We start from the raw sequence: 16,661 nt of genomic DNA, 5'->3' as shown, positions 1-16,661 counted from the left end.
TTTCACATTAACGCGAGGTTTGAATACGGCCATGCAACGATACGACATCCTGAAAAAGATCGCCGCAGAACTGGAGCATGGCGCAGTCAACTTCTCGACCAATGCGCTGGTCGCGCTCAAACTGCAGCATGCGCTCAACGATCCGGATTGCCACATCGACCAGGCCATGCGCCTGATCAAGGCTGAACCCCTGCTGTCGGCAAAGGTCGTGGCGCTGGCCAACTCGAGCGCCTTCAATCCCTCGGGTCGCCCGATCACCGACGTGCGCACGGCCGTTCTGCGGCTGGGTTTTCGCTATCTGCGCTCGCTCGCAGCGGCGGTCGTCACGCGCGCGCTGGCTTCCCCCTTGTCGGCACAGGATCGTGCCATGGCGGCGCGACTCTGGGAGCACACCGCGCATGTCGCGGCACTGGCGCAGGTCATCGCCCGCAAGGTCACCCACCTCGACCCGGAAACGGCGATGTTCGCCGGCATCGTCCATGAGATCAGTGGCTTCTACCTGATTTCGCGTGCCGCCGAATTTCCCGGCCTGCTCGACGAGGATTTCTCGGCGTGGAGCGAAACCGGCGAAGCCGAGGTCGGTCGCGCCTTGCTGCAGGTGCTGGAGGTACCGCAAACGGTGGTCGATGCGATCGAAGTCTGCTGGCGGGGTTTTCTGGCGATGCCGCCGAAAACTCTTGGCGATACGTTGCTGCTGGCCGACGAACTGGCCCCCGTCGAAAGCCCGCTACGCGACCTCGACGACGTTCCCAGGGAAGGCACGGCGGCATCGATCGACATGCTGATCGGCGAGGAAACGCTGCTCGAAATCATGCGCGAATCGGCAGATGAGGTACGCTCACTGACGGCAGCGCTGCGCCTCTGAGCGCACCTGGCGAACTCTGCCAGGCAGCCACCCAGGCGACGATGTCGGCCGCCGGCATCGGCCGGGCGATGCCGTCACCCTGGGCACTTTCGCAGCCGAGCTGGAGCAGCATCTGACCCTGTTCGATGCTCTCCACGCCTTCGGCGACGATCTGGCGGTGAAAAGCCTTGGCGAGCCCGATCACCCCCTCAAGGACGGCTCGATTCTCCCCACCTTCGAGCAGGTCGCAGACGAAACTGCGGTCGATGTTGATCCGGGAAACCGGCAGGCTCTTCAGGTAAGTCAGCGAGGAATGGCCACAGGCAAAATCGTCGAGGGCAAATGACACGCCGATTTTCCGGCACGCGGTGATGATCGCACAGACACTGGCGAGGTCTTTCAGCGCACGCGTTTCCCGCAATTCGAGATCAAGCCTACCCGGTCCCACCTCCGGCTGTCCGGCCAGCAGAGTACGCAGTCGTTCGACGAAACCGGCCTGTTGCAACTGCCGTGCGCCAATATTGACGCTCACCGCCATCTCCAGTCCGCCACCGCGCCATTCTGCGATCTGCGCCAGGGCACGCGCGATCACCCATTCCCCGAGATCGACCGCCAGCGGGTGATTCTCGATCAGCGGCAGGAAAGCGGCTGGCAGCAGCAGTCCTTTTTCCGGATGCTGCCAGCGAATCAGGGCCTCGACACCGATCACCGCGCCGCTGCGCAGGTTCACCCTGGGCTGATAGTGGAGAACGAATTCATCGGCCAACAGGGCACGGCGGATATCTTCCAGGCGTTCGTTGTGGCTGCGGACGCTGCGATCCAGCTCGGCATCGAAGACACAGTAGCGGTTCTTGCCGGCGAGCTTGGCCTGGTACATGGCCTGGTCGGCCTGGCGCAGCAGTTGATCGGCATCGACCTCCTCGGCCTGCGGGTAGAAGGTCACGCCGACGCTGGTCGACACCTGCAGTATCTGCTCGCCGTACGGCACCGGCTGGGCGCTGGCCGCAATCAGGCGGTCCACGATCGGCGCACACGAGGGGATATCCGAGAGATCGAGCAATACCGCGACAAACTCGTCGCCCCCCAGACGCGCCAGCGTGTCGCCTTCGCGCAAGGCCTGCTTCATTCGACCCGCCACCGTCATCAGCAGTTGGTCGCCGGCTTCGTGACCGTGCTGGTCGTTGACCGCCTTGAAGCCATCGAGATCGAGAAAGGCGACGGTCAGGCGCTGCCCGCGCCGCTGCGTCTGCATCATGCCCTGATGCAGGCGGTCGGCCAGCAGCACGCGATTGGGCAAACCGGTCAGCGCGTCGTAGTGAGCCGTCCGCTTGAGCTTCTCTTCGTTTGCTTTGAGCAGGGTGATGTCGGAGAACAGGGCCACGTACTGCCGGGTTCTGCCCTGATCATCGCGCACCGCACTGATCGTCAGTATCGCCGCAAACATCTCGCCGCTCTTGCCGCGATTCCAGACTTCACCGCTCCAGTGGCCCTGGCCGATCAGATCGCCCCACATGGCGGTGTAAAACTCCTTTGCCTGAACACCGGAGCGGAGAAAGCGCGGGTTCTGCCCCAGCGATTCCTCGCGACTGAAACCACTCATCCGGGAAAAGGCCTCATTGACGTCGAGGATCGTGCCGTCGGGGGAGGTGATCATGATGCCCTCGCGGGCGTTGGTGAACACGCTGGCCGCGTTGATCTGCTGCAGGCGCTCCGATTCTGCGCGTTGCTCGGCCAACTGCATCTGCCGGCGGTAGAGGCCGGTCGCCAGCAGCGTGATCGCCAGCAGAGCGGGAACCATGACGCCAAGCACGGTCCTGGTCTCGGTCCGCCATTGCTGCAGGGCGGGCCGACGATCGAGCGCCGTGACGACGAGGAAGGGATACAGGCGCGACGCTCGAAAGGCGATCAGCCGCGGGCGATCCTCGCCGCTGCCCTGTTCGAACTGGCCAAACTCGACCTCGGCCAGGCGCAGTTCACTCACGAAGTGGTCCTGCAACGATCCGGGTCGCCCGCCGGGGTCGCTATCCATCAGCAGCGTGCCGTCGTAGCGCAGCACGCTGACCGATCCTTCCTCGGCAGCGATCTTCTGGGCAATATGGTTGATGAAATAGTCCGGATTCAGCGCAAAGAGCAAGGTTACGCGCCCCTTGCCAAGCCCGATGCTGCGTGTCACCGGGATGAAGCCGAGCGAGTCGGCATCGACGGGCGTTCCCGCCGTCGATGGCTGGCCACTGGCGAAATCACGTCCTGCCCAGGGCTCGCCGATGCGCAGGATCTGCAGCCGGCCAGCGTCTGCCGGCAGATAATTTTGTGTCGCCACCGTCACGCCGAGGTTGGCCGGATTGGAACTGGCGACAATCCGCCCCGCGTCGTCCAGCAGGGACATCGAGCGCAGGAATGGCACATGCTGCAGGGCCGCCACGAAAGTCCGCTCGATCTCGCGCGCATCGCGCACAAGCGACACCTGCGCCAGGGAGTTGGCCGCGACGAGTTCGGTGACGTGCAGGCTTTGCGTCAGGAAGTCCTCGAAACCTCGCGAATGCATCGCTGCGATGCCCAGACCGTTGGCCACCGCCTCGCCACGCAGTCGCCACAGGGTGTAGGCGCTCATGGCGACCATGCCGCCGACGAATACACCCAGGAAAAGCAGAAACGTCGTACGTAACTGCCGCCAGGCGCGGCGCGTCATGGGGAGACGATGGTCTCGAGTTTATGCCGCCGCGCGGCTGCCAGCAGCCGCCCATCGTTCTTGATGTCGCTGACGAAGCGCTCGATGCGTGCCGCCCAGGCATCGTCACCGGGCTGCATGGCATAAGCGTAGGGGGTGATGTGGTAGGCGCCGGGGGGCGAGACCAGGCGCGCCCAGTCGGCGCTCGCCAGAAAACGCTGGCTATAGGGGTAGTCGGTCAGAAAAACGTCGGCGCGACCCGACTGGACTTCCTGCTCGCGCGCAAATGGCGTATCGAGAACCAGCAGTTGCGCCGCCTTGAGTTTGCCCTTCATGATCGACTCATGCAGCGTCCCTCGGGCGACGGCCACCACCGAGCCGGTGCGGTCGATCTGATCCCAGTCCTTGATCCGGCGATTGGTTTTGGTGGTGATCGCATAAATGTCGCTGGCCAGATAGGGGCGTGTGAAACGCAGCTTTTCCGCACGCGCGGGCGTGATGCCGACCGCAAACATGGCCAGATCGCAGCGATCCTGAGTCACATCATCGATGAGTCTGGCGAAGGAACTATCGACGAACTGCACCGCCACACCGAGGTCCTTGCCGAGTTCGCCGGCCAGATCGATATCGATCCCGGACAGCAACTGCGTCTTCGGGTTGCGGTAGGTGATGCTGTAGTAGTCGGGCCAGATGCAGACACGCAGCACCCTGGCCTCCCGGACTCGATCGAGCCGGCTCGTGGCAAGGTCTGCGGTGCTTCCCTGAGCAGACACGCTCAGGCCGCTGGCCAGCACGACGAGGCGCAAAAGGAGGACAAGGATTCGCATTGCGATCTCCGGAAATGAATCTTGAGGCATTGACCGCCAGCCATCTGAAATGGTCATTACCATCAAGTATTGAACCATAAAACCCCGTCATTGGCTGGCAAATTGTGCTCACTCCGGGAATTGTCAGTACAATCCCTCGCTTGAGCTCGGGTGTGCATGAAAGTGTTGGGAGGTACCGACGCTGGCGACGCTGCAGCTCATAGACCAAGCGCTTTGTCGTCCCGGCAGTGGCCTGCCCGCGGCGAGTCCATTCCACACAGGAGAAAGCTTCCCCATGGCAAAAACCATTTTTCTGGTCGATGATTCGGCAACCATCCTGCTCAGCGTATCGAGCATCCTCGGCAAGGCCGGCTTTGCCGTCGAGAAGGCGTCGAATGCCGACGAGGCCCTGAAAAAGTTCAAGGCCGGAGTCAAGGTCGACCTCCTGATCACCGATCTCAACATGCCCGGCATGAACGGCATCGAGCTGATCAAGCAGGTGCGCACGCTGCCCGCCTACAAGTTCCTGCCGATTCTCTTCCTGACCACCGAATCGCAGCAAAGCCGCAAGGCGGAAGCCAAGGCCGCCGGCGCTTCGGGCTGGATCGTCAAACCGGCGACCGCCGACGACCTGCTCAATACCATCAAGCTGGTCATCCGCTAGGCCGAGACGATGACCCCTTCCCTCGGCAAACCCCAAGACCAGTATCGCCGGCGTTCGCTGCTCACCGGACTGGCCGCGACCGTCGTGCTGCTCATCGTCGTCCTGCTCCTGCATGGTTGGTACGTCGATTTCCTGAGCCAGACCTTCGCTCTCGGCGATCGCAGCCGCGACACCCTGATGACCCTGCTCGGTCTGCTGCTGTTCCTGGGCCTCCAGCAGGCGCTCTCGCGGCTCTTGTACCACGACGCCCACCTGGGCATCGACGAAAGTCTCCAGGACGAACGCCAGCGCTGCCCGTCGCAGCAGGTCTGCCAGCGCGTCGCGCTGCCCGAGCTGCGGGAAATCCCGCGCTTCAACCAGGTCCTCGTCGGGCAATTGCAGAGCGTCGTCGAGCAGACCGAACAGGCCGCCTACGAGGTGACTTCACGACTGCAGACGATCGACGAGGTAGTCACCGACCTGAACCAGTTCGTGGCCGCCGCCGCCGCGGAATCGCAGGCCATGGCGCACGAATCCGAAGAGCAGATCGCCGGCAATCGCCAACTGATCGGCAAGCTCGAAGCCTTCATCGCCCAGCGCGTCGAAGAGACCGCCGCGGACGAGAAACACAGTGTCGAAGCGGTCAAGGAAGCCCGCTCGCTGCAAACCCTGGTCGATCTGATCCGGCACATTGCCGGCCAGACCAACCTGCTCGCGCTCAATGCGGCCATCGAGGCCGCCCGCGCCGGCGAGGCCGGACGCGGTTTCGCGGTCGTCGCCGACGAGGTGAGGAAGCTCTCGCACGAAACCGAAGCCGCGGTCAAGAAGATCAACGACGGCATCATCGCCGTCACCCAGATCATCGAGCGCCAGTTCAAGGACAAGCTCGCGCACTCGCACATCAAGGAGGAACGCGACAGTCTCGAACGCTTCACGCAGCAGCTCGCCGCCCTCGGCGCCAGCTACGAGAGCCTGACGGCGCGCGAACGGCAGATCCTCGACACCATCACCACGAACAGCGGCAAGCTCGCCACGATGTTCATGGAGGCCCTGGCCAGCGTGCAGTTCCAGGACGTGACGCGCCAGCAGATCGAACAGGTGATCCACGGCCTCGGACGTCTCGACCAGCACGCCGAAGCGCTCGCCGGAGCCATCGAAAGCGGCGCCGATGGCGGCCACGAGGTGCGCATCGAACCGCTCGCCCGGCAGATGGAGCAGCAGTTCTCGAACTATGTCATGGACCAGCAGCGCGACGCCCATCGCCAGGCGATCGGCCGCACGCACCGCCCGCGCCCGCCCGCTGCCGTCCCCAAGGCGCGCACTTCAACCGCTGCTGCGCCGGCGCCAGCCAGCAAACCGTCGAACGTCGAACTCTTCTGAACCACCACCCCAAGGAGCCGCAATGACCGCTTCCGCCGCCGCCCGCCTCGCCATTCTCGAGGACATGACAATCTACCAGGCACAATCCCAGAAGAAGCAGTTGCTGGCCGCGCTGGCGGCGACCAGGCAGCTCGATCTCGATCTCTCGGCAGTCCCCGAAATGGACACCGCCGGCCTGCAACTCCTGCTGCTGCTCAAGCGCGAAGCGCTGCAGCAGGGCAAGCAATTGACCATCGTCGGCCACAGCCCGATGGTCCAGCGGGTTCTCGACTTCTGCAACCTGGCCGGCGTCTTCGGCGACCCGATGCTCATTTCAGCGCAAGGCTGACCCCTCCCCTGAACCAGGAAACACCAAGGAAATACGATGGATGAACTGACCAGCACCTTCGTCAACGAAAGCCGCGACCAGCTCACTGCGATGGAAGACGGTCTGCTCAAGCTCGAGCAGAACCCCGACGACGCCGACAACCTCGGCGCCATCTTTCGCGCCGCGCACACCATCAAGGGCGGCTCCGGCGTCGTCGAATGCCACTTCATCGAAGCCTTCACGCACAAGGTCGAAAACGTCCTCGACAAGCTGCGCAACGGCGAGATCCCGGTCAGCGGCGAACTGTCGACGGTGATGCTCGAATGTTGCGACCACCTGGGCGCCCTGCTCGACGTCTTCGCTGCCGGCTTGCCGCGGCCCGACGATACCGTGCAGACGCGCGGTGATGCCCTGCTGGCCAGGCTGACCGAGCTGTTTCTCGGCGGCGGCGCGGTCCGCAGCACGGGTAACCGCGACGGCATGCTGGCGGCCGAGGACGACAACTCCATCGAAGCCTCCGGTGGCGGCGTCGTCGACACCGACGCCTGGCACATCTCGGTGCGCTTCGGCCCCGGCGTGCTGAGGAACGGCATGGACCCGCTGTCGCTGCTCCATTACCTGACTTCCCTTGGTGAGATCACCACCCTCACCACGCTCGCCGATGCCCTGCCCACGGCCGAGAAGATGGACCCCGAATGCTGTTACCTCGGCTTCGAGATCGGCTTCCAGACGCGCGCCAGCAAAGCCCAGATCGAACAGGTCTTCGACTTCGTCCGCGACGAGTGCACGCTGTACATCCTGCCGCCGAATTCCAGGATCGGCGAATACCTCAAGCTGATCGACGAACTGCCCGAGGACAACATGCGCCTCGGCGAGATCCTCGTCCGCTCCGGTGCCCTGACGCAGGCCGAACTCGACGATGGCCTCAGCGCGCAAAGCCGCGCTCCCGTCAGAGAAGCCGCGGGCGAAGCAGCGGCCCCCCCCCCGCTCGGCGACGTCCTCGTCGAACAGAAAGTCGTGCACAAGGAAGTCGTCGAAGCCGCCGCCACCCGCCAGGCCGTGGTCAGCGAGAAGAAGGCGCTCGAAGCGCGAGTGATCCGCGTGCACGCCGACAAGCTCGACCAGTTGATCGATCTGGTCGGCGAGATGGTCATCGCCGGCGCCGGCGCCAACCTGCTCGCGCAGCGCAGCGGCCAGTCGGACCTGATCGAATCGACCTCGGTGCTGCTGCGCCTCGTCGAGGACATCCGCGACTCGGCGCTGCAACTGCGCATGGTGCAGATCGGCGAGACCTTCAACCGCTTCAACCGCGTCGTGCGCGACAGCTCGCGCGAGATGGGCAAGGCCATCGACCTGGTGATCACCGGCGCCGAGACCGAACTCGACAAATCGGTCGTCGAGAAACTCGGCGACCCGCTGATGCATCTCGTGCGCAACGCCATCGACCACGGCATCGAAGCGCCGGCGCTTCGCGCCGCGCGCGGCAAACCCGAGAACGGCACCGTTCAGCTCAACGCCTACCACGACTCGGGCAACATCGTCATCGAGGTCATCGACGATGGCGGTGGCCTGCCCAGGGACAAAATCCGCCAGAAAGCGATCGACAAGGGACTGATCGACGCCGCCGCGACGCTCTCCGAGCACGAGATCAGCAACCTGATCTTCGAAGCCGGTTTCTCGACCGCCGAGAAGGTCACCAACCTTTCCGGCCGCGGCGTCGGCATGGACGTCGTCCGGCGCAACATCCAGAGCCTGCGTGGCAGTGTCGAGGTCGACACCATCGAAGGCGAAGGATCGACCTTCACCATCCGCCTGCCGCTGACGCTGGCGATCATCGACGGTTTCCTGACCAGCGTCGGCAAGGCGTCCTACGTGGTGCCGCTCGACTCGGTCGTCGAATGCATCGAACTCGCCGACGCATCGGCAAAGCGCAACTATCTCAACCTGCGCGGCGAGGTGCTGCCTTTCGTCCGACTGCGCGAACTCTTCGCCATCGGTGGCGAGGTCCCCAAGCGCCAGAACGTGGTGATCATCCAGTACGCCGGCAAGAAGGCCGGACTGGTCGTCGACACCCTGCTTGGCGAATTCCAGACGGTGATCAAGCCGCTCGGCGCCCTTTTCAAGCACCTGCGCGGCATCGGCGGATCGACCATCCTCGGCACCGGCGAAGTGGCGCTGATCCTCGACGTGCCGGCGCTGGTCGGCCTCGTCACCAGTCTCGAAGACAGGCGTCTGACTGCGCCCCGGCAGCCGGAACTGTTGGCCTCGTACTGATTCAAGGCTGGACCACCACCCATCTCTCTGGAGGCAAATCCTCATGTTCAAGAATCTCAGAATCGGCGCCCGTCTCGGGCTCGGCTTCGGCATCGTCGTCGCCCTGCTGCTCGGCATCTCGCTGCTGGCCTACCTGCGCGTCGGCGGACTCAACGACGACATCAGTAGACTGGTCAACGAACGTTTCCCGAAAACGGTCTGGGCCAACAATATCAGCGAGGCTGTAAACCTGGCAGCTCGCTCGCAGCGCAACCTGCTGATCGATCCGCGTCCCGAAGAAATCAAGAAGCAGTACGAGCGGATCGAAGAAGCCAAGAAAACCGTCGCCGAGAATCTCGAGAAGCTGCACAAGACCATCCACAGTGAAAAAGGCAAGGCCCTGCTCAAGGACGTTGAACAACTGCGCAGCACCTACCTGGCGGATCAGGAGGAGTTCCTGACGCTGTTGAAGGCCGACCAGAAGGACAAGGCGACCGAGGTCATGCTCGACCGGATGCGCAAGTCGCAAGGTGACTACATCGCGGCTCTGGCCAAGGTGGTTGGCCACGAGGAAGAAGCCATGACCCGCGAAGGCAAGGAAGCCGACGAGCGCGCCGACCAGACGCAAGTGCTGCTTCTGATTCTTGGCGCTTCGGCAATCGTCCTTGCTGCTCTGTTCGCGCTTTGGGTCACGCGCTCGATCACGCGTCCGATCCATCAAGCGCTGACCGCCGCCAACGCGCTCGCCGCAGGCGACCTGACGGTCAGAGTCGAAGCACAGGGCCAGGACGAGGTCGGCCAGCTCATGTCGGCGATGCAGGCGATGGTCGGCAAACTCGGCGAGATCATCGGCGAAGTGCGTACCGCCGCCGACAACCTCAGCAACGCCTCGGGCCAGGTATCGGCGACCGCCCAGTCGCTCTCGCAGTCGTCCAGCGAACAGGCCGCTTCGGTCGAGGAAAGCACCGCCAGCATGGAACAGATGAGCGCGTCGATCGTCCAGAATACCGAGAATGCCAAAGTCACCGACGGCATGGCCGCTACTGCTTCGCGGCAGGCCGTCGAAGGCGGCGAAGCCGTCGGCAAAACCGTCGAAGCGATGAAGAGCATCGCCGAGAAGATCGGCATCATCGACGACATCGCCTACCAGACCAACCTGCTGGCCTTGAACGCCGCCATCGAAGCGGCGCGCGCCGGCGAACACGGCAAGGGTTTCGCCGTCGTCGCCGCCGAGGTGCGAAAGCTCGCCGAGCGCTCGCAGGTCGCGGCGCAGGAAATCGGCAATGTCGCCAAGGACTCGGTGAAACTCGCCGAACGCGCCGGCTCGCTGCTCGGCGAGATGGTGCCGTCGATCCGGAAGACCTCCGATCTCGTCCAGGAAATCGCTGCCGCATCGCAGGAGCAGAGTTCCGGGGTCGGCCAGATCAATGGTGCGATGGGGCAACTCAACCAGGCGACACAGCAGAATGCTTCGGCCTCGGAAGAACTCGCTGCCACCGCCGAGGAACTCGGCAGCCAGGCCGCGCAACTGCAGGAGCTGATGACCTTCTTCCGCCTGGCCGATCGCGGCCGCAGCGCGGCGACGGCGAGACGGAGCGCCCCTGCCCAGCGCGCACCGAACCCGGCGGCCGCACCACACCACCGAGCACCGGCACGGGTCACCGCGCTGACGCCGGCCGAGCACGACTTCGAGCGTTTCTGAGGAGAACCGACCATGACCCAGATCACCCCCACCCGCCCCGCCGCCCATGCCGTCGCCAGGCGCGCCACGGCCGCCCTGCAGGCACAGCAGGCCGCCGCCGAAAGCCCACAGCAGTACCTCACCTTCCTGCTCGGCGGCGAGATGTTCGCCGTCGGCATCCTCAACGTCAAGGAGATCATCGAGTACGGCAACGTCACCGAGATCCCGATGATGCCGGCGTTCATCCGCGGCGTCATCAACCTGCGCGGCGCCGTCGTCCCGGTCATCGACCTCGCGGCCCGCTTCGGCGGCGCCCAGAGTACAGCGGGAAAACGCTCCTGCATCGTCATCGTCGAGGTCAGCGAGGGCGACTTGTGCAACGACATCGGCATCCTGGTCGATGCGGTCTCGGAAGTCATCGAGATCCCGAGCAGCGAAATCGAGCCGCCACCATCCTTCGGCGCCCGCATCCGTGCCGACTTCATCCAGGGCATGGGCAAGGTCGCCGGCAGGTTCGTGATCCTCCTCAATATCGTCAAGGTGCTCTCGGTCGATGAGATCGCGATGCTGGCGCAGGTCGCTGGCGGTGATGCGGGTAGCACTGCCGTGTAAGGCATTCGCGGCAAGGCGTCACGCCAGTCCTTGCGGTTATTTTTGCATCGTACCGCCGCATGTTCCTGCGCGGCGGATCAGGAAACGCTCGTCTTTTCTCCTGCAGCAGCACACCTTTCGTTTTCACCCTGGTACATCTGAAGGCAAAAAAAATGTTCAACAATCTGAAGATGAAGACACGCATCATTGGCTTGGTCGTTCTCTTGATGGCCGCCATCGCCGTCGTCGCCTTCCTTGGCCTCGACCTTGCGGCGACCAGCAACCAGGGCGGGCGCAGCATGTATGAGCAAAGCATGAAGCCGATGCAAACCGTCGACGAGGTGGCGCGTCTGATGTCCGAAAACCGCTCGCAGGTCATGCTGGCGCTGCAACACGACCCGGCGAATCCGCTGTCGAAACTGCACGACCATGCGCCAGCCATTCACACCGACGCAATCGGCAGCAACCTCGAGCAAATCAACGCCTTGTGGGCGTCCTACACAAAGAGGCTTGACGGCCCGGAGGAAATGAAGCTGGCCGACAGTTTCGCCGAAATCCGCGGACGCTACGTCAAGGAGGCGCTCATCCCGGCACGTGACATGATCGTGGCCGGCCAGTTCGCCGATGGACAGGTAACGCTGCTGAAAAAGATCAACCCGCTCTACAAGGAAGCCACACAAGCCGGTTCCAAGGTGCGAGAGTTCCTCGACAAGGCAGCGGCGGACCATCTGCAGGCGCAGGGGAGCCGCTTCGCCAGTACGCGCAACGGCATCATCGTTGCCATAGCCGTTGTTCTCCTCGTGGCCGGAATCCTGTCAGTCTGGATCATCCGCTCGATCACGCGACCACTCGGGCACGCCGTGAACGCCGCCAACGCGCTTGCCGCCGGCAATCTGGGCGTACGCATCGAAGCGCAAGGCAAGGATGAGGTCGGCCAACTCATGTCGGCGATGCAGACCATGGTCGGCAAGCTCGGCGAGATCATCGGCGAAGTGCGTACCGCCGCCGACAACCTTTCGAACGCCTCGGGCCAGGTCTCGGCGACCGCCCAGTCGCTCTCGCAATCGTCCAGCGAACAGGCCGCATCGGTCGAGGAAACCACCGCCAGCATGGAGCAGATGAGCGCGTCGATCGTCCAGAATACCGAGAACGCGAAAGTCACCGACGGCATGGCCGCTACCGCTTCGCGGCAGGCCGTCGAAGGCGGCGAAGCCGTCGCCAGGACGGTCGAGGCGATGAAGAGCATCGCCGAGAAAATCGGCATCGTCGACGACATCGCCTACCAGACCAACCTGCTGGCCCTGAACGCCGCCATCGAAGCGGCGCGCGCCGGCGAACATGGCAAGGGTTTCGCGGTCGTTGCCGCCGAGGTCCGGAAGCTCGCCGAGCGCTCGCAGGTCGCGGCGCAGGAAATCGGCAATGTCGCCAAGGACTCGGTGAAACTCGCCGAACGCGCCGGTTCGCTGCTCGGCGAAATGTTGCCTTCGATCCGGAAAACCTCCGATCTCGTCCAGGAAATCGCTGCCGCATCGCAGGAGCAGAGTTCCGGCGTCGGCCAGATCAATGGTGCGATGGGGCAGCTCAACCAGGCGACGCAGCAGAATGCCTCAGCGTCCGAGGAACTCGCTGCCACCGCCGAGGAACTCGGCAGCCAGGCCGCGCAACTGCAGGAGCTGATGACCTTCTTCCGATTGGCCGAGCAGGACCGCCTCGCCACAACGGCGCGCCGGGCCGCCCCGGCCGCCCAGCGGGCGGCGCCCCCCAGGGCAGCGACCCGCGCCGCCGCCGAGGCAGCGGCCGACCACGACTTCGAACATTTCTGAGGAGAACTCCGACCATGACCCTGATCATCCCTGTCCCTGCCCGGCTGGCCGGCGGCTCAATGAGCAGAACTGCCATCCACCGTATCTTTCGATCAGCATATTTACCCTGCCACAGAGGGGATAACAAATCATGTTGAAGAACAGTAGCTTGCGCACAAAACTTGTTGTCAACCTCGTCTTCGGCTGCGGCGTGCTGGTCGTCGCGATCGTGTTCTGCTTGCTGCAAACCAGATCCATAGGGCACGACAGCGAACAAATCTCCACGAGAATACTTCCAGCATTGCAGAAGACTACCGAAATTAGCCAGTTGCGCCTGCGCTATCGGGTACGCAGCCTCGAGTGGCTGCTCGCCGAGACGGCAGAAGAAAGGGCGAAAATCGAGGCTTCGCTGCACAAACTCGACGCCAGCCTCGATGAAGTCTTGCGGAAGTACGAACTGCTGCTATCGCACGACGACGAGAAGGAAGCTTTTCAGGAGACCGTCAAAGCAGTGTCGGCTTACCGAAAAACTGTTGTGGAGGCGATCGAGTTGGCCAAGTCGGGGCAGTTCGACCAGGCTCAAGAGCTACGCAAGACGACATGGGTCAAGGCGGCTGACAACCTGCGCGACAAGACCGACAAACTGCAGAAGATCAATCTCGAGAGAGCCGAATCCGCTGTTGGCGATGCCAGCGCCAAGCTGGAAACGATATTGACTCGCGTATCGTGGGCTCTGATCCTCGGCATCTTGCTCGCAACCATCATCACCTTCCTGATCGCGCAGAGCCTTGCCACTCGAATCCAGGCCAGTGTCGTCGCAGCCCGGCGGCTCGCCACCGGTGACCTCTCCGTCGCCCTCGAAGCCGACGGGAAGGACGAAATCGGTCAGTTGACGATCGCCATGCAGAACATGAGTGGCAAGCTCGGCGAGATCATCGGCGAAGTCCGCAGCGCCGCCGACCACCTCAGCAATGCCTCGGGCCAGGTCTCGTCGACCGCCCAGTCACTCTCGCAGTCGTCCAGCGAACAGGCGGCTTCGCTCGAGGAAACCACCGCCAGCATGGAACAGATGAGCGCGTCGATCGTCCAGAACACCGAGAACGCGAAAGTCACCGACGGCATGGCCACTACCGCTTCGCGGCAGGCCGTCGAAGGCGGCGAAGCCGTCGGCAAAACCGTCGAGGCGATGCAGACCATCGCCGAGAAAATCGGCATCATCGACGACATCGCCTACCAGACCAACCTGCTGGCCTTGAACGCCGCCATCGAAGCGGCGCGCGCCGGCGAACACGGCAAGGGTTTCGCCGTCGTCGCCGCCGAGGTCCGGAAGCTCGCCGAGCGCTCGCAGGTCGCGGCGCAGGAAATCGGCAACGTCGCCAAGGACTCGGTGAAACTCGCCGAACGCGCCGGCTCGCTGCTCGGCGAGATGGTGCCGTCGATCCGGAAAACCTCCGATCTCGTCCAGGAAATCGCTGCCGCATCGCAGGAGCAGAGTTCCGGGGTCGGCCAGATCAATGGTGCGATGGGGCAGCTCAACCAGGCGACGCAGCAGAATGCTTCGGCCTCGGAAGAACTCGCCGCCACCGCCGAGGAACTCGGCAGCCAGGCCGCGCAACTGCAGGAGCTGATGAACTTCTTCCAGTTGGCTGACAGCGGCCGCAGCGTCGCTACCGCAAGAGGGAGCACCCTGAACCGCGCACCGACTCCGGCGGTCGCACCACGCCACAGGGGACCGGCACGCGGCACCGCGCTGACGCCGGCCGAGCACGACGTCGAACGTTTCTGAGGAGGACTCCGACCATGACACAGATCCCCTCTGCCCGGTCGGCCCGTCGCCCGCCGCGCCGCGGCCGCGCTGCAGGCCGCTGCCGAAAGCCCGCCGCAATACCTCACCTTCGTTCTCGGCGGCGAGATGTTCGCCATCGGCATCCTCAACGTCAAGGAAGTCATCGACTACGGCCATCTCACCGGGATCCCGATGATGCCGGCCTTCATCCGCGCCGACTTCATGCATGGTATGGGCAAAGTCGCCGGCCGATTCGTGATCCTCCTCAATACTTCGATATTCCTTCCACTTGGGTACGTACGTGCTGATTTGTTAGCATACGCGAGGGAACTGTCACCACCATGCCGCTGCCTGCGGTACATACTGACAGCGTACCAAAGCAATACCATTCCATTGGCCCACCACTGAAAGAAACGGAGATGTCTATGCGCTCGCTGGTTTTGAGTTTATTCATGATGGTCTGTTCGGCGCTGTCGTTTGCCAACGACAACCCGACCAAGGACGACGCGAAAGCGCTCGTCAAAGAAGCCGTCCAGTTCGTCAAGCAGAACGGCCGTGAGAAGTTCTTCAACGAAGTGCGCAGCCCGAACGGCAAGTTCCACTTCAAAGAAGGCACGAAAAAAAGGCCTGTATATTTTTGTTTACGATGAAAAAGGTGTCGTTCTCGCCCACGGCGTCCGGCTCGAACTGACCGGCAAAAACCGCTGGGACGACAAGGACCCGGACGGCAAGTACTGGATCCGCGACTGGACTGCGCTGGTGCAAAAGAGTGGCAGCGGCTGGATCGAGTACAAGGAATTCAACCCCGCCGACAAGAACAAGATCATGAACAAGGCTTCCTTCGTCGAACTGGTCGACGGCATGGTCATCGGCTGCGGCGTGTATTTCTGACCGCGACAGGGCGCAACGGGCAAACCGCTGCGCCATTTTTTACCCCTAACCCAAAAATTCCCGTGCCCAGCACGCGGATAAAAAGTCGTGGAGAGTTGCCACCATGAGTGTGCTAGACCAGAAAATCAGGATCGGAATCCTCGCCACCCCCGTCGTGCTGACGGCGGTGCTGGTATCCATTTCGCTCGCCGCCATCAACTCTCTGGGCAAGGACTCGCTGCGCGAAAAAGGTAGCAGCCTGGCCGTGGTCACCGCCGAAACCGTGAAGGCCGGCGTCCAGTATGGCGTCTTCGACGATGCCGAAAAACTGCTCACACAACTGATCGCCAACGATGGTGATGTGTCCGCCTCGGCGATCGTGGTACAGGACGGCAAGGGTATGGCGGGCGAGAAGGTGAAGAACTTCGCCAAGGGCTACGAGAACGCCGACCTGGCCGGCGCCGTAAAGGCCCTGCTCGCAGCGCCTCCGGCCAAGAAAGGCGAGCCGGTGTTCCTGGGCGAAGGCGAACCGCAATTCATCGCAGCGCGCATCGACCTCACCGCCAACGACCAGATCCAGAGCGGCTTCCTGATCGTCGCGCTAAACAGCAAGCGCATTTCGGCCGACATCAACAAGATTTTCCTCGTCATGATCGGCGCCGGCGGCGGCTTGTTGGTGCTGGGCGCGATCATCTCGCTGATGATTTCCCGCGCCATCATGAACAGCATTGGCGGCGAACCTGCCTACGTACGTGACGTGATGCGCCAGGTTGCCGGCGGCGACCTCACCGTCCAGATCCAGACACGGGCCGGCGACAACGACAGCCTCGCCTTCGCAATCGGACAAACGGTTTCCCGGCTTGCCGAAGTCATCGGCGAAGTCAGGAGTGCGGCGGACAATCTCACTGGCGCCTCGGGCCAGGTGTCAAACACCGCCCAGTTGCTGTCTCAGTTGGCCAGCGAGCAGGCTGCCTTGGTCGAAGAAACCACTGCCAGCATGGAAGAGATGAGCGCGTCGATCGTCCAGAAT

General features: G+C 63.2%; 14 protein-coding genes and 1 pseudogene. 13 read left to right on the top strand and 2 right to left on the bottom strand.

The annotated features are described in order from the left end of the window. Nucleotides 1-31: 31 nt before the first annotated feature. Nucleotides 32-865 carry an HDOD domain-containing protein gene (locus E4Q08_RS21800; protein ID WP_034910283.1) on the top strand — a complete coding sequence of 278 codons (834 nt, stop codon included), beginning with the start codon at nucleotides 32-34 and terminating at the stop codon, nucleotides 863-865. Here E4Q08_RS21800 and E4Q08_RS21795 read toward each other — a convergent pair. Together E4Q08_RS21795 and E4Q08_RS21790 are read right to left on the bottom strand one after the other, a co-directional pair. Continuing rightward, complete coding sequence (locus E4Q08_RS21795) at nucleotides 810-3,533, bottom strand: bifunctional diguanylate cyclase/phosphodiesterase (protein WP_169071923.1); 2,724 nt, start codon at nucleotides 3,531-3,533, stop codon at nucleotides 810-812. The genes E4Q08_RS21800 and E4Q08_RS21795 overlap by 56 nt on opposite strands. Further along, on the bottom strand, nucleotides 3,530-4,339 hold the full coding sequence (locus tag E4Q08_RS21790) for a substrate-binding periplasmic protein (protein ID WP_034910278.1): 810 nt from the start codon (nucleotides 4,337-4,339) through the stop codon (nucleotides 3,530-3,532). Before E4Q08_RS21790 ends, E4Q08_RS21795 begins: the two co-directional genes overlap by 4 nt. Nucleotides 4,340-4,613: 274 nt before the next feature. Between E4Q08_RS21790 and E4Q08_RS21785 the strand changes: the two genes are divergently transcribed. The 12 genes and pseudogenes from E4Q08_RS21785 to E4Q08_RS21730 form a co-directional block, all read left to right on the top strand. Beyond that, nucleotides 4,614-4,982, top strand: a complete 369-nt coding sequence (locus tag E4Q08_RS21785; protein ID WP_034951443.1) for a response regulator — start codon at nucleotides 4,614-4,616, stop codon at nucleotides 4,980-4,982. Between the two features lie 9 nt (nucleotides 4,983-4,991). Then, on the top strand, nucleotides 4,992-6,341 hold the full coding sequence (locus tag E4Q08_RS25895) for a methyl-accepting chemotaxis protein (RefSeq protein ID WP_169071922.1): 1,350 nt from the start codon (nucleotides 4,992-4,994) through the stop codon (nucleotides 6,339-6,341). Nucleotides 6,342-6,363: 22 nt separating this feature from the next. Next, nucleotides 6,364-6,669, top strand: coding sequence for an STAS domain-containing protein (locus tag E4Q08_RS21775; RefSeq protein ID WP_169071921.1), 306 nt, complete (start codon nucleotides 6,364-6,366; stop codon nucleotides 6,667-6,669). 36 nt (nucleotides 6,670-6,705) lie between these two features. After that, the gene (locus E4Q08_RS21770; protein ID WP_169071920.1) at nucleotides 6,706-8,922 is read left to right on the top strand and encodes a chemotaxis protein CheA; all 2,217 of its coding nucleotides are present in this window, start codon (nucleotides 6,706-6,708) and stop codon (nucleotides 8,920-8,922) included. Nucleotides 8,923-8,965: 43 nt separating this feature from the next. Next, nucleotides 8,966-10,603, top strand: coding sequence for a methyl-accepting chemotaxis protein (locus tag E4Q08_RS21765; protein WP_169071919.1), 1,638 nt, complete (start codon nucleotides 8,966-8,968; stop codon nucleotides 10,601-10,603). 12 nt (nucleotides 10,604-10,615) lie between these two features. Beyond that, on the top strand, nucleotides 10,616-11,194 hold the full coding sequence (locus tag E4Q08_RS21760; RefSeq protein ID WP_169071918.1) for a chemotaxis protein CheW: 579 nt from the start codon (nucleotides 10,616-10,618) through the stop codon (nucleotides 11,192-11,194). A gap of 152 nt (nucleotides 11,195-11,346) precedes the next feature. Next, a complete protein-coding gene (locus tag E4Q08_RS21755) occupies nucleotides 11,347-12,996 on the top strand; it encodes a methyl-accepting chemotaxis protein (protein WP_169071917.1) in 1,650 nt (549 codons plus the stop codon). A 130-nt stretch (nucleotides 12,997-13,126) separates the two neighbouring features. Beyond that, nucleotides 13,127-14,761 (top strand): methyl-accepting chemotaxis protein, encoded by a 1,635-nt coding sequence (locus E4Q08_RS21750; protein ID WP_169071916.1) that lies wholly within the window; start codon nucleotides 13,127-13,129, stop codon nucleotides 14,759-14,761. A gap of 69 nt (nucleotides 14,762-14,830) precedes the next feature. Next, nucleotides 14,831-15,019, top strand: a pseudogene (locus tag E4Q08_RS26280) (chemotaxis protein CheW); the annotation flags it as partial. Nucleotides 15,020-15,186: 167 nt separating this feature from the next. Beyond that, entirely contained in the window at nucleotides 15,187-15,411 is a 225-nt protein-coding gene (locus E4Q08_RS21740) for a hypothetical protein (protein WP_169071915.1), read from the top strand. After that, nucleotides 15,317-15,652 carry a cache domain-containing protein gene (locus tag E4Q08_RS21735; protein ID WP_169071914.1) on the top strand — a complete coding sequence of 112 codons (336 nt, stop codon included), beginning with the start codon at nucleotides 15,317-15,319 and terminating at the stop codon, nucleotides 15,650-15,652. Before E4Q08_RS21740 ends, E4Q08_RS21735 begins: the two co-directional genes overlap by 95 nt. Nucleotides 15,653-15,755: 103 nt before the next feature. Next, nucleotides 15,756-16,661 (top strand): methyl-accepting chemotaxis protein (locus E4Q08_RS21730; RefSeq protein WP_169071913.1); only part of this gene is annotated, 906 nt, incomplete at its 3' end.

It is taken from the genome of Candidatus Accumulibacter contiguus, from assembly GCF_012940005.1.
In the GTDB taxonomy this organism is placed as follows: domain Bacteria; phylum Pseudomonadota; class Gammaproteobacteria; order Burkholderiales; family Rhodocyclaceae; genus Accumulibacter; species Accumulibacter contiguus.
This window is presented reverse-complemented; position numbering and strand designations above follow the sequence as displayed.